12 protein-coding genes are annotated in these 13,401 nt (G+C 44.1%); 1 reads left to right on the forward strand and 11 read right to left on the reverse strand.

Going from position 1 to position 13,401, the window contains the following annotated elements; translation table 11 throughout:
* Positions 1 to 5: 5 nt before the first annotated feature.
* The 8 genes from hslU to NSU15_RS18490 form a co-directional block, all read right to left on the reverse strand.
* Positions 6 to 1,406: an ATP-dependent protease ATPase subunit HslU gene (gene hslU / locus NSU15_RS18455; protein ID WP_042128943.1), complete on the reverse strand. Its 1,401-nt coding sequence runs from the start codon at positions 1,404 to 1,406 to the stop codon at positions 6 to 8.
* 33 nt (positions 1,407 to 1,439) lie between these two features.
* Positions 1,440 to 1,982: an ATP-dependent protease subunit HslV gene (gene hslV / locus NSU15_RS18460; protein WP_042128945.1), complete on the reverse strand. Its 543-nt coding sequence runs from the start codon at positions 1,980 to 1,982 to the stop codon at positions 1,440 to 1,442.
* Positions 1,983 to 1,998: 16 nt separating this feature from the next.
* Complete coding sequence (trmFO, locus tag NSU15_RS18465) at positions 1,999 to 3,390, reverse strand: FADH(2)-oxidizing methylenetetrahydrofolate--tRNA-(uracil(54)-C(5))-methyltransferase TrmFO (protein ID WP_339291389.1); 1,392 nt, start codon at positions 3,388 to 3,390, stop codon at positions 1,999 to 2,001.
* Positions 3,390 to 5,489 carry a type I DNA topoisomerase gene (gene topA / locus NSU15_RS18470; RefSeq protein ID WP_042128949.1) on the reverse strand — a complete coding sequence of 700 codons (2,100 nt, stop codon included), beginning with the start codon at positions 5,487 to 5,489 and terminating at the stop codon, positions 3,390 to 3,392. The genes trmFO and topA overlap by 1 nt, the downstream gene beginning before the upstream one ends.
* Positions 5,490 to 5,525: 36 nt before the next feature.
* Positions 5,526 to 6,644, reverse strand: coding sequence for a DNA-processing protein DprA (gene dprA / locus NSU15_RS18475; protein WP_339287156.1), 1,119 nt, complete (start codon positions 6,642 to 6,644; stop codon positions 5,526 to 5,528).
* A 221-nt stretch (positions 6,645 to 6,865) separates the two neighbouring features.
* A complete protein-coding gene (gene sucD / locus NSU15_RS18480) occupies positions 6,866 to 7,795 on the reverse strand; it encodes a succinate--CoA ligase subunit alpha (protein ID WP_042128953.1) in 930 nt (309 codons plus the stop codon).
* A gap of 62 nt (positions 7,796 to 7,857) precedes the next feature.
* On the reverse strand, positions 7,858 to 9,018 hold the full coding sequence (gene sucC / locus NSU15_RS18485) for an ADP-forming succinate--CoA ligase subunit beta (protein ID WP_042128955.1): 1,161 nt from the start codon (positions 9,016 to 9,018) through the stop codon (positions 7,858 to 7,860).
* A 351-nt stretch (positions 9,019 to 9,369) separates the two neighbouring features.
* Positions 9,370 to 9,858, reverse strand: coding sequence for a MarR family transcriptional regulator (locus NSU15_RS18490; RefSeq protein ID WP_212567874.1), 489 nt, complete (start codon positions 9,856 to 9,858; stop codon positions 9,370 to 9,372).
* A gap of 143 nt (positions 9,859 to 10,001) precedes the next feature.
* Between NSU15_RS18490 and NSU15_RS18495 the strand changes: the two genes are divergently transcribed.
* Positions 10,002 to 10,430 (forward strand): organic hydroperoxide resistance protein, encoded by a 429-nt coding sequence (locus NSU15_RS18495; RefSeq protein ID WP_339287159.1) that lies wholly within the window; start codon positions 10,002 to 10,004, stop codon positions 10,428 to 10,430.
* Positions 10,431 to 10,520: 90 nt separating this feature from the next.
* Here the strand turns inward: NSU15_RS18495 and NSU15_RS18500 are convergent, their stop codons facing one another.
* The 3 genes from NSU15_RS18500 to NSU15_RS18510 form a co-directional block, all read right to left on the reverse strand.
* Positions 10,521 to 12,227 (reverse strand): YifB family Mg chelatase-like AAA ATPase, encoded by a 1,707-nt coding sequence (locus tag NSU15_RS18500; protein WP_339287161.1) that lies wholly within the window; start codon positions 12,225 to 12,227, stop codon positions 10,521 to 10,523.
* Between the two features lie 202 nt (positions 12,228 to 12,429).
* Positions 12,430 to 12,939 carry a phosphoesterase gene (locus tag NSU15_RS18505; protein ID WP_339287163.1) on the reverse strand — a complete coding sequence of 170 codons (510 nt, stop codon included), beginning with the start codon at positions 12,937 to 12,939 and terminating at the stop codon, positions 12,430 to 12,432.
* 38 nt (positions 12,940 to 12,977) lie between these two features.
* Positions 12,978 to 13,391, reverse strand: coding sequence for a hypothetical protein (locus tag NSU15_RS18510; protein WP_139328534.1), 414 nt, complete (start codon positions 13,389 to 13,391; stop codon positions 12,978 to 12,980).
* Positions 13,392 to 13,401: the final 10 nt, after the last annotated feature.

Genomic DNA, 13,401 nt, shown 5'->3' on the forward strand with positions numbered 1-13,401 from the left:
TCGCTTTAGAGAATATACTGACTTAAATCACGATCCTGTGCAATACTTGCCAATTTCTCACGCACATACTCAGGTGTAATTACCATTGTGTCCAAAGTCAACTCTGGTGCTTCAAACGATAAATCCTCTAATAACTTCTCCAAAATGGTATGAAGTCGCCGAGCACCTATGTTCTCCATATTTTGGTTCACTGAAGCCGCTATTTTGGCGATTTCATAAATAGCATCCTTCTGGAACTCCACTTCAATGTCCTCAGTCTTTAACAAATTAACATATTGTTTTGTCAAAGCATTCTCTGGCTCTGTTAAAATGGATACAAAATCCTCCAGCGTCAGACTGCTCAGTTCTACGCGGATCGGAAAACGACCCTGAAGCTCAGGAATCAAATCAGAAGGTTTAGCAACATGAAATGCCCCGGCAGCCATGAAGAGCACATAATCCGTCTTTACAGGACCGTATTTTGTCATGATTGTAGAACCCTCTACAATTGGAAGAATATCTCTTTGCACACCCTCACGTGATACATCGGGACCGGAACCCTTGCCTTGACTTGCAACCTTATCAATCTCATCGATAAAAATAATACCCGATTGTTCAGCGCGTGTCACAGATTCCTGAATAACATCGTCCATATCAATCAGTTTGGTCGCTTCATCCTGAATCAGTACTTTACGAGCCTCACGGATAGGAAGCTTGCGCTTCTTCGTCCGCTTCGGAAGTAAACTACCAAACATTTCTTGCATATTCATCCCCATCTGGTCGTTCCCTTGCCCTGCAAACATATCCAGCATAGATGGCGCTGTATCCTCAACGTCTATTTCAATGATATCGTCTTCCAATTGACCAGCTAGCAGCTTAAATCTAACCCCGCGACGGCGTTCACTTAAGCTTCCATCCGGTTCGGAATCTTCTTTAGAATCCTCTTGCGAAGAGTTCCCGCCAAAAATCATCTCAAAAGGATTCTTCTGAGATTTATTTTTTGAAGACGAAGGCACTAAAATAGAGACAATCCGCTCGTTAGCCAGTTCTTCTGCACGGTCCTTGACCTTTTCCGTACGTTCTAGCTTCACCATACGAATAGAGGTCTCTACCAGATCACGTACCATAGACTCCACATCTCGCCCTACATAACCCACCTCTGTGAATTTGGTTGCCTCCACCTTGATGAACGGAGCATTAACAAGCTTAGCAAGACGCCGGGCAATCTCGGTTTTCCCTACACCAGTAGGTCCGATCATCAAGATGTTCTTAGGAACAACTTCATCACGCAGTTCCTCAGCGAGTAGACTGCGCCGATAACGATTACGAAGCGCGACAGCTACCGATTTCTTAGCTTGTTTCTGACCTACAATATATTTATCCAATTCGGCTACAATTTGACGGGGTGTTAGCGATTGATTCACCATCGTGAATTCCTCCTTGTCTCTATGGCACTGAGCCTATAATTGCTCAACAATAATATTGGAGTTAGTGTACACACATATTTCAGATGCAATCTGAAGAGCCTCTCGAGCTATATCCGCAGCAGCAAGTGCTGGAGCATGACGTTTAAGCGCACGACCGGAAGCAAGTGCAAAATTACCACCTGAACCAATAGCAAGCACATCATCATCCGGCTCGATAATTTCACCGTTTCCGGAGATCAATAGCATGCCTTCCTTGTCCATAACAATCATCAATGCCTCAAGTTTTCGAAGAATACGATCTTGACGCCAGTCTTTCGCTAATTCTACGGCTGCGCGCTGCAGGTTTCCATGATGCTCCTCCAGCTTGCCTTCAAATTTTTCGAACAAGGTGATCGCATCCGCCACAGAACCTGCAAACCCCGCTATTACTTGTCCCCGGTATAAGCGACGAACTTTTCTAGCCGTCGTCTTCATAATTACACTCTCTCCGAATGTAACCTGACCATCACCTGCTATAGCTGCCTGTCCGTTATGTCTTACAGCACAAATTGTAGTCGCATGAAAGCTGGGTACCATGATTGTAGTTACCTCCTTAAGATGATGGACTTTCGTTATCGACAGCCTCCGGCTCAGTATAAGCGATGCCCGTACGATTAGCATACTCGGCAAGACTGTCAAGTGCACGATGCGCTAGCATCTCATTCTTTTCTTTTTTATTACGGATTTTCTTCTCTACCTTCGGCAAAAGGCCAAAATTGGCATTCATAGGCTGAAAATGCTCCGGATCAGCAGAAGTGATATAAGCAGGCATACTGCCAAGCACCGTGTCCTGAGGGAAGATCAGTCCTTCTTGACCGAGTGCGGCTCTAGCAGCATTAATGCCGGCAATCAAGCCTGAGGCCGCTGATTCTACATAACCTTCTACACCTGTCATCTGTCCAGCAAAGTACAGCCTTTCCTTGCCCTTCATTTGATAAGTAGGATGCAAGAGTTTAGGGGAATTAATAAAGGTATTTCTATGCATTACGCCATACCGAACGTACTCAGCGTTCTCAAGACCCGGAATCAGCGAGAATACACGCTTCTGTTCGCCCCATTTCAAATGCGTTTGAAAGCCAACAAGATTGTAAAGCGTTCCAGCAGCGTTATCCTGGCGAAGCTGAACTACCGCATATGGAAGCTTACCTGTGTGCGGATTAATAAGTCCTACAGGTTTCATCGGTCCAAATAATGCTGTTTGCTTACCGCGCTTCATCATGATTTCAATAGGCATACAGCCCTCGAAGTATATCTCTTTCTCAAAATCCTTGAGCGCTGCCGTCTCCGCAGAAATCAACGCATCATAAAACACGTCAAACTCCTCTTCAGTCATTGGACAGTTCAGATATGCCGCTTCTCCTTTGTCATAACGGGAAGCCAGATATACTTTATTCATATCAATACTGTCTTTCTCAACAATCGGTGCAGCAGCATCATAAAAATAGAAATACTCTTCACCTAACAGTCCCTTAATTTCTGCAGATAAAGCGGGTGAGGTAAGCGGACCTGTTGCAATAACAACAATCCCTTCCTCCGGTATATGCGTAAGTTCTTCATTTATGACTTCCACGAGCGGATGATTATGCAATGTACTCGTAATTTCTCCCGAAAAACCGTCCCTATCTACGGCAAGTGCGCCGCCAGCAGGTACAGCGTGGCGATCAGCTGCACCTAATACAAGGGAATTCAAACGTCGCATTTCTTCCTTTAATACACCTACCGCATTGCCTAGACCATTTGCACGCAAAGAGTTACTGCACACTAGCTCTGCGAATTGATTCGTGTGGTGTGCCGGTGTCTTCACCACTGGTCTCATTTCATACAATCTTACCGGTACGCCTTGAGAAGCTATTTGCCAGGCCGCTTCACTTCCTGCTAGACCTGCTCCAATTACTGTTACCTTTGCTGTATCTGTCACTGTCTTCTTTCCTCCTGTGGAGACTATTATTCTGCTAACTCTTCTTCGTTGTCTAAAACTGCCTCTGTATGATCACAAGACGTACATTGCAGCTTGGTGCCTTGCTTATTGCGTTTCTCAATCATCCAAGCCCCGCAAGATGGACATGGCTTAGTGGAAGGTCTATCCCAAGAGACGAAATCACAGCCGGGATATTGATCGCAGCCATAGAAGACACGTCCTTTTTTGCTACGACGCTCTACAACTTTACCTTCATGACACTTAGGACAAGTTACACCGATATCTTTGATGATCGGCTTCGTATTCCGGCAATCTGGAAAGCCAGAGCATGCTAGAAATTTCCCGAAACGCCCTAATTTATATACTAGTGGTTTACCACATTTCTCGCAGATCTCATCAGAGACTTCATCTTCAATCTCAATTTCTTTCATCTCTTCTTCGGCAAACACTAAGCGCTTCTCGAAAGACTCATAGAATTCGGAAAGAACCTTTACCCAATCTTCTGATCCTTCTTCCACATGGTCAAGATCCCCTTCCATATTCGCCGTAAACTCTACGTTCAATATTTCCGGAAAAAATTGTTCCATCTGCTCGATGACTAGTTCTCCAAGCTCTGTAGGCATGAATTTTTTCTCTTCAATAGCTACATAACCACGCTTCTGAATAGTTTCAAGTGTTGGTGCATACGTACTTGGGCGTCCTATTCCTAATTCCTCAAGAGTCTTTACAAGCCTTGCTTCTGTATAACGCGGCGGCGGCTGTGTAAAATGCTGCTTCGGCTCGATCTCTTGCTTATTTAAAGCATCTCCCGCTTGAAGAGGCGGTAAATACTTATCTTCATCTGTAGTCCCATCATCGTTGCCTTCCACATAAACCTTCATGAACCCTGGGAATGAAACCTTCGAACCTACGGCTCTGAATGTTGCCGTACCCGCTTCTATATCAACTGAGAGTGTATCAAGAAGAGCTGAAGCCATTTGACTGGATACGAACCGCTCCCAAACCAGCTTGTAAAGACGGAATTGATCGCGGCTCAAGAACTCTTTAACCATCTCAGGTTCACGAAGTGCTGAAGTTGGTCGAATCGCTTCATGCGCTTCTTGGGCTCCAGCTGCTTTCTTTGAATACTGGCGCGGCGCCTCTGGTAAGAACTTTTCACCATATTTAGCAGTAATCAGCTCTTTAGCTTCATCCTGTGCTGTGACAGATAAGCGAGTCGAGTCCGTACGCATATAAGTGATCAAACCTACGGTTCCCTCTTTGCCTAGTTCCACACCTTCGTATAGTTGCTGGGCAACAGACATTGTCTTAGCTGCTCGGAATCCAAGCTTACGTGCGGCTTCTTGTTGAAGGGAACTTGTTGTAAAAGGAGCCGAAGGATGCCGTTGTCTTTCCTTCTCTTTCACATTACTCACCTTAAAAGCTGCGTTCTTGATTGCCTCAAGGACCTCTTGAACATCGCTCTCTTGATTAAGTTCTTTCTTCACACCGTTCAGCTTATGAAACTTAGCTTCAAAGACGGAATCTCGAATCCCTAGCTTTGCCGTAATGCTCCAATATTCAGTAGGCACAAAAGCGGAGATTTCATTCTCACGATCCATTATGATCTTTACAGCTACTGATTGAACACGTCCAGCCGATAACCCTTTTTTGACTTTCTTCCATAATAGGGGGCTAATCTTGTAACCTACCAGCCGATCCAGTATACGTCTTGCTTGCTGGGCATTCACAAGATCCATGTTTATCTTGCGTGGCGTCTTAAAAGCATCCTTCACCGCTTGTTTGGTGATCTCATTAAATACAACTCGACATTCCTGTGTTTGATCCAAATTTAGTGCATGCGCCAAGTGCCAGGCGATCGCTTCCCCTTCGCGGTCAGGGTCAGCTGCGAGATATACTTTTTTCACTTTTTTACTGGCGTCTTTCAATTCCTTCAATATAGAACCTTTACCACGAATAGTAATATATTTAGGATTAAAATTATTCTCCACTTCGACACCCGTTTGGCTCTTCGGTAGATCTCTGATGTGTCCCATAGATGCCTTCACAATATACTTACTACCTAGATATTTGCCAATTGTCTTCGCTTTTGCGGGCGATTCGACAATTACTAATGCATCTGCCATAGACTCTTCCTCCTCGTTAACACTCGTACCTCTATATTAAATTACCTTATAAATAGCTCCTGGTAATTGTACTACCGCTTTTTTTATGATTAAAGATAACAGAACTGAATGCAAATGTCCAAAATCCCATCCAGTCTTCACAAGCAGATCGTCCAAAATAAAGGGGCCTTGATGCAGTATATGGTATAGGTGTGACTCCTCATTTGTCAATTTCTTTTCAATTAATAAGTCATCAATCACCTGTTTTGGGGGACAGCTTTCATCCGCTTTTAAACGGTTTATCGGGAGATAAGAAGTATATTCTTCTAAAATATCTAATGCACTGGTTACCAGTTTTGCCCCCTGTTTAATTAGATCAAGAGCACCTCTACTTTTAGGAGATGTTATCGGTCCAGGGACAGCAAAAACATCACGTCCTGCTTCCAAGGCAGCATCAGCGGTAATGAGTGACCCACTTCTACTATCCGCCTCTACAACTACTGTCCCGTATGTGAGACCTGCAATAATACGATTGCGCTGCGGAAATAACCCAGGATGACTTTTGGTTCCAAGGGGATACTCTGTGATCACTAGCCCATCACTGGAAATCAATCGCTCAAGCTCTTTATTCTCGGGAGGGTAGACCCGATCAAGTCCTGTAGCTACTACCGCTATAGTGCCTCCACCGCGTCTTAGTGCAGCTTCATGACACACACTATCAATCCCCCTAGCTAATCCGCTAACCACTGTTAGACCAGCTGTACAAAGCTCTTCCGCGAGGATCTCCCCTACCTTCCGTCCATAAGCTGTTGGCACACGAGTACCGACCATCGCCACACTGGGTGTCGATAACAGTTCCAAACACCCACGATAATAAAGAATCCATGGCGGCTGAACTGTCTCCTTCAATAAATTTGGATAGCCTGAATCAAAAACCGTAACCATGTTCACAGCACTTTCTTTCATTAGTAAGCGGCGGTTTGCTATCCACTCCAATGTGTATATGGAAGCAAGATGAATCGACATTTTCTCGGTCAGCCCAATCTTTTCCCAGTCTTCTGCGCTACAAGAAAATGCTTTTTCTGACAAAAGCCCGGCTCTGCGAATCTTGTCGATTGTTTTCCAGCCAATACCTTCCACTTCATTAAAGCCGAATAGTAGTTCCCGTTCTTCCATATCATTTTTCGCTCCTTAACATGGAAGGCCTAGCCTTCCCTATTTTGTGTTACACATTCTGAAAACGCAAGCATTTCTTTAAATTCTATAAATTTCTATTTAAAATAAAAAAAGCAACCTTTCATCCCTGGATAGGAACAAAAGGTTGCTTACCTCTTAAATTAATTATACACGAAATAACCTCACTACGTGGAGTGATTTACATGTCATAACGTCAATCATTAGTGCGATGTAAAAGCATTGAGAATACCGCGTTCTTCTAGCACACTTACGAGCGTTGAGCCCATTTCAGCAGGTGTAGGGGCTACCTTAATTCCGCAAGCTTCCAGTACGGCAATTTTTTCACTAGCCGTACCTTTACCTCCAGAAATGATAGCGCCAGCATGCCCCATGCGTTTGCCTGGAGGAGCAGTTGCTCCTCCAATGAAACCTACAACCGGTTTGGTCATATGTTCACGAATCCACTCTGCCGCTTCTTCCTCTGCAGTACCACCGATCTCTCCGATCATGATAACTGCCTTTGTACCCGGATCCTCATTAAACAGCTTCAAAATATCAATAAACTCAGAGCCTTTAACCGGGTCCCCGCCAATACCTACAGCAGAAGATTGCCCAATTCCACGTGTGGTTAGCTGATGAACAGCCTCATAGGTTAGCGTTCCGCTACGTGAGACTACTCCAACATAACCAGGCATATGAATATAACCAGGCATGATTCCAATCTTACACTCTCCAGGAGTGATAACACCCGGACAGTTTGGACCGATCAACACTGTAGAACGGCCTTCCATATAACGTGAGACTTTTACCATATCAAGTACGGGAATTCCTTCGGTAATACAAATAACCAAATCCAGCTCTGCATCAACTGCCTCCATGATGGAGTCTGCTGCGAATGCTGGTGGTACATAAATTACACTAGCAGTTGCTCCAGTAGCTGCCTTAGCGGCTGCAACAGTATCAAATACCGGAAGACTAACTTCACTGCCATTTTCAAGGGTGATATTAACTGTCGTTCCACCTTTGCCCGGCGTTACTCCTCCAACCATTTGTGTCCCATAATCCAGCGCACCCTTAGTATGGAACAAGCCCGTTGCTCCCGTAATACCTTGCGTGATAACTTTCGTATTTTTATCTACAAGAATGCTCATGCCTTAAGTCACATCCCTACTTATATTGTCAAATACGATAACTGGCTCCTACTTCCAAGCCATTATTGCACAAGAGATACAATCTTACGGGCACCGTCCGCCATAGAATCAGCAGCTACAATGTTAAGTCCCGATCCAGCCAAAATTTGCTTGCCCAATCCAACATTTGTTCCTTCTAGACGCACAACAAGCGGTTTGGTCAATCCCAATTGACTGGCCGCTTCCACAACACCGTTAGCAATAACATCACAGCGCATAATACCGCCGAATATGTTAACGAAAATTCCATTTACCTTTTCATCCGATAGAATGATTTTAAAAGCTTCAGTAACTTTCTCGGTTGTTGCACCGCCCCCTACATCGAGGAAGTTAGCGGGTTCGCCTCCGTAATATTTAATAATATCCATCGTTGCCATCGCTAGGCCTGCACCGTTCACCATACAACCAATATTGCCATCAAGCGCAATATAGCTTAGGTCATACTTCGAGGCTTCGATTTCTTTCAAATCTTCTTCATCTAGATCCCGAAGCTCTTGAATATCCTTGTGGCGGAACAAAGCATTGGGATCAAAATTTAACTTAGCGTCTAGAGCCATCACATTACCATCCGCAGTAACTACCAATGGGTTAATTTCGGCAATAGAGCAATCTTTATCCACAAAAGCTAGATATAGCGCTTGCATAAACTTTACAGTCTTGCCTACCAATTCATTCGGAATAGAGATGCTGTAAGCTAGCTTACGAGCTTGGAAAGTCTGCAAACCTACTGCCGGATCAATGATTTCTTTAAAAATCTTCTCCGGATGTGTTGCTGCAACCTCTTCAATCTCTGTGCCTCCTTCTTCAGAAGCCATCATGACCACTCGACCCGTTCCTCGATCAACAACGATACCGATGTAATACTCTTTAACAATTTGACAGCCCTCTTCTATGAGAAGCCGCTTTACTACCTTACCCTCCGGACCAGTCTGGTGAGTAACCAAGGTCTTGCCTAGAATCTCGGTTGCGTAAGTACGCACTTCATCGATATTCTTAGCAACCTTTACGCCTCCAGCTTTACCGCGTCCACCTGCGTGAATCTGAGCTTTGACTACAACAACCGGTGTACTCAGTGACTCTGCGGCTTCTACCGCTTCCTCCACTGTATAAGCTACTTTTCCATTCGGTACGGCCACACCGTACTTCTTAAGCACTTCTTTTCCCTGATACTCGTGGATATTCATAGCGGTAGCCTCCTAAAGTAGCGTGGTGACCTAACAGGCAGCCTGTTGTCATCTCGCCTTCCGTTTTGATTGCCGCGGGGTTAGGGATAGGCTCATGCTAAACATGCAGCACTATTCCGGAACCAGCAGAAACTGTTCTACCACTCCTATAAGAATGGCCTTGTTTCTGTGAGAGACATTGAGTAAATCTATAAGACTAAGCTTATACTTACCTATATGCCATATAAAGGAACCCAGAATAGTGTAACATGTTTTTAAAACGCTTTCCTTAAATATATTCATGATTTGTACACATTTTTTCGCTTGGTTTCATGCCGGAATGCGAACGATCGCATTGACTGCGGAAGACACTTACTTTTTACTAACCTGAGTATTCGCCTCATGAACACGGTTCAGCAAGCTTTTGAACTGTTCAAGCAGCTCTAAAGTCTCAACACTGGACATCGTTGTTTCTTCCATCATTTTACCTGGAATGCAAGCCGCATTACTTTGAAGAGCCCAGCCCTGTTCCGTTAGTGATATCAGAACTTTTCGCTCATCTTGTGTCGAACGCTCACGCACGATTAAACCTGCAGCCTGCAGACGTTTCAAAAGAGGCGTCAGCGTACCCGAATCCAAAAATAGCGCCTCACCGATTTCCTTAACTGTACATTGCTGCCGTTCCCATAATACAAGCATTACTAGATATTGCGAGTATGTTAAACCGATCTTATCCAAATAAGGTTGATACAGCTTTGTCATCTCACGAGAGCAAGCATAAATGGTAAAACAAAGTTGATTCTCAATCAGCAGCTCAGGTGTGGTCGTCATCTTTTGCGTATCTTCTTCATTCATTTTCATATCTTATTCACCTGCCTTATTCCTTTATTTTATCATAATTCACTCATAACATCATGTTAATAGCGAAAAATCAATTTGACTTTTATATTAATTGTGTTAAATTAGATTGTACACAAACTAATTTGGAATTGGAGAGATACAATATGATGACCATTCAGCAAAAAATGTATGAAACAACTGTTAAAGCTGTAGGAGGAAGAAACGGTTATATCGAATCAGAAAGCCCTAAGCTCAATCTTACAATCAGTACACCACGCGAAATGGGTGGTGCCGGCGGCGAAGGTACAAACCCTGAACAACTATTTGCATCGGGATATTCCGCTTGTTTCGATAGCGCGCTAAACATGGTTGCTCGACTCGGAAAGGTGAAAATTGAAGGTAGTGAAGTAACAGCTACGGTCAGCTTCGGTAAAGTTGAAGATGGAGGTTTCGGCATCGCAGTTAAGCTTGATGTGCTGGTTAAAGGTGTTGACAGAGAAACTGCAACTTCTCTAGTAGAAGCTGCTCATGGCGCGTGCCCTTACTCCCGCGCAACTCGTGGCAATATCGCTGTTGAATTGAATGTACTGTAAGCAGCTATAAAAACATCCTCGGGCGGAATTGTTGGCCCAAAATACCAGAGCAGCCATTCGCCATTATCGGGAATCGCTGCTCTATTTTATTTATTCTTCTGTCATCACTTGCCGGTCTAAATTACGGTACTGAACAGCCTCCGCAAGATGAGCAGAAGTAATATCCTGTACGCCTTCCAGATCAGCTATTGTACGGGATAGCTTAATTATTCGATCATGCGCTCGCATACTTAGACCTAAATTCTCCAGAATATCATACAGCAATTCGGCACCTTCACGGCTAAGACTTGCATAGCGCCGAAGTGAAGCGCCAGAAAGTTCACTGTTCCAAGAAATAGGCAAGCGTTTAAACCGTTTAGCTTGTATCGCCTGTGCCGCCATCACCGCTGCATACATCTCAGCCGAAGATAAAGCATGCCCCTGTCGACCCCATTCCTTGGGGCGAGGAACATCCACTTGTAAATCAATACGATCCAATAAGGGGCCTGATATCTTTGCGCGATATTGAGCAATCCTAGCGGGACTGCAAGTACAATGTTGTTGGGAAAGCCCACTCCCAAAATAACCACAGCTACATGGATTCATCGATGCAGCGAGCATGAATTTTGCAGGATAGGTAAAGGAAGCACGAGCACGACTTATAGTAACAACCCCATCTTCGAGCGGTTGACGCAACACTTCTAGTACATTCCGAGAAAATTCGGGCAATTCATCTAGAAAGAGAATACCTCGATGGGCGAGACTGACTTCACCCGGCTTCGGAATTCCCCCACCCCCAATAAGGCCTGCGGCTGATATCGTATGATGCGGAGAGCGAAAAGGACGACTACGCAGCAAGCCGTTGTGGGCATCTTTTAAAGTTCCTGCTGCGCTAAAAATTTTGGTTACCTCAAGTGCCTCACTCTCAGTCAATTTTGGAAGTATGCTCGGGAGTCGTTTAATCAGCATCGTCTTCCCTGTACCGGGTGGACCCATGAGCAAAATATTATGCATGCCCGCTGCCGCAATGGTTAGGGCTCTTTTTACATGCTGTTGACCAAGCACATCACTGTAATCATCCATCATCTCATTCATTGCACACGAGGAGACCTCAGAAGTACCGTAAATCGGGGTATATTTAAGATGTTCCAAAGAAAGGACAAGTACCGGAGGTCGTTCATTTAGATCCATCCCCTTGCTTACAGATACAGGAAAAGGAAGAGTTGATATAGACGGTTTTTCTACCGAATCTCTCCCATTCAATTGATACTGCTCGTTGCTCCCTTTTATATCCATTGCTGAGTTGGACTGCTGTTCTTCTGGGTTCGCTAAAGCTCGCAAATGGTCGATTGCGTAAATGTTAATGCCACTGATCAAAGCTGCCTCGACTGCATTGCCTTCCGGGAGCAGAACAGCCTTAAATCCATTCTTCCGGGCAGCTTCCACCATCGGCAGTACTCCTGATACTGGCCGCAGACTGCCATCGAGCGCAAGCTCTCCAATGAAGAGTACCTCTTTAGCTGAGGGCATAACCACTTGACCACTAGTAATCAGTATTCCCAGAGCAATCGCAAGATCAAAGGCGGAGCCTTCTTTTCGTAGGTCGGCTGGAGCTAGATTTATCGTGATGCGCTGCTGTGGATAGCGATAACCGCAGTTCTTAACGGCGGCTCTTACTCGTTCTACCGCCTCACGAATCGCTGAATCCGGTAAGCCAATGATATTTGTCTGCGGTAATCCATTCGCAAGATCAATTTCAACACCAATCATTACCCCTTCAATTCCATACAAGCACGCACTATGCATTTTTCCATACATAAAAACACCTCATCTCCTGAAATACACCCCTGATTGGGCGTCAAATCTTCAAGAAAAAAGGTGCTTCCTTATTTTCCGACTATAAAATAGCTATTATATCTTATTATATAGAGAGAAACTTATCGTAATCAACAATTATTCAATAATTATCAGCAAAAAACTATATTGCATAAATGCGCATCCGTAACCCTTTAGACCTAAATCATCCTTCTTCACTGACTACTACAGAGTCTCTGATCTGTTCAAAGGTCAACGGTTTATAGTTCCAATGCTCCACACAAATATTAAAATAATTATTCCCCTCATATTTTTGACCGTGAATATGACCGTGCACATTTACGTAAGGCATATGCTTATTCATATACATTGGTTCATGGGAGAGAAAAAAGAAGTCCTTGTAAATCAGCGGATATTCACTTACCTCGTCAAAGCCTGCTTCAAGCCACCACCTACGACTGCGCCCGCGATCATGATTGCCGAGAATCAGAGTCTTATAACCATGTAACCTCCGCACAATAGCACGTGTCGCTTCCTTGTTAAGAAACGAAAAGTCACCCAAATGAAACACTTTATCATCCGGACCCACTACTGAATTCCAACTCTCAATCATGGCTTCATTCATTTGCTCAACATCTATAAAGGGTCTGGATTCAAAATCAATAATCAACTTATGTCCAAAATGATGGTCGGATGTAAAAAAAACGTTAGCCATGTTCACCCTTCTTTCTTTTTTGATCATAGTTTGTATGATTATCTCCAGTCACGCCGCTTATGTGATCTTTTTTTATTATCGCTCTGGATCAGTTCAGCTAGAGGAGGAGTCTCTTCATTCTCAATGAGCCAGCCACGCATCTCTTTAATCGCTTCTACCTGTCCATTTCCTTTATCACGCCATGTAAGAAGCTCTATGACTTTTATAACAAGCGCTAAGAGACTGCTATTGCTGTTTTGTGATTTATCAGCACGGATTTTTTGAAATAGCGCCTCATTTTTCCAATCGATTAATATTTCCTCAGCTATAGTGGGCCGCATAACCGTGAAGTTCTTATTGCAATTTGCACAACAGACAACGGATACTGGTTCTGCGGTAAATTTCACTTCAATCTTCTGCTGGCAATATTGGCAAGCAAAACTAACCTGCATTTCAAAAGGTTTATTCTTCACTTAAACAGCC

It is taken from the genome of Paenibacillus sp. FSL E2-0201 (genome assembly GCF_037963325.1).
GTDB lineage: Bacteria > Bacillota > Bacilli > Paenibacillales > Paenibacillaceae > Paenibacillus_AQ.

Bases quoted from the DNA above. Each gene is read 5' to 3' on its own strand.
- hslU (WP_042128943.1), bottom strand. From the start codon at position 1,406: ATGGTGAATCAATCGCTAACACCCCGTCAAATTGTAGCCGAATTGGAT.
- hslV (WP_042128945.1), bottom strand. From the start codon at position 1,982: ATGGTACCCAGCTTTCATGCGACTACAATTTGTGCTGTAAGACATAAC.
- topA (WP_042128949.1), bottom strand. From the start codon at position 5,489: ATGGCAGATGCATTAGTAATTGTCGAATCGCCCGCAAAAGCGAAGACA.
- dprA (WP_339287156.1), bottom strand. From the start codon at position 6,644: ATGGAAGAACGGGAACTACTATTCGGCTTTAATGAAGTGGAAGGTATT.
- sucD (WP_042128953.1), bottom strand. From the start codon at position 7,795: ATGAGCATTCTTGTAGATAAAAATACGAAAGTTATCACGCAAGGTATT.
- sucC (WP_042128955.1), bottom strand. From the start codon at position 9,018: ATGAATATCCACGAGTATCAGGGAAAAGAAGTGCTTAAGAAGTACGGT.
- NSU15_RS18490 (WP_212567874.1), bottom strand. From the start codon at position 9,858: ATGAAAATGAATGAAGAAGATACGCAAAAGATGACGACCACACCTGAG.
- NSU15_RS18495 (WP_339287159.1), top strand. From the start codon at position 10,002: ATGATGACCATTCAGCAAAAAATGTATGAAACAACTGTTAAAGCTGTA.
- NSU15_RS18500 (WP_339287161.1), bottom strand. From the start codon at position 12,227: ATGTATGGAAAAATGCATAGTGCGTGCTTGTATGGAATTGAAGGGGTA.
- NSU15_RS18505 (WP_339287163.1), bottom strand. From the start codon at position 12,939: ATGGCTAACGTTTTTTTTACATCCGACCATCATTTTGGACATAAGTTG.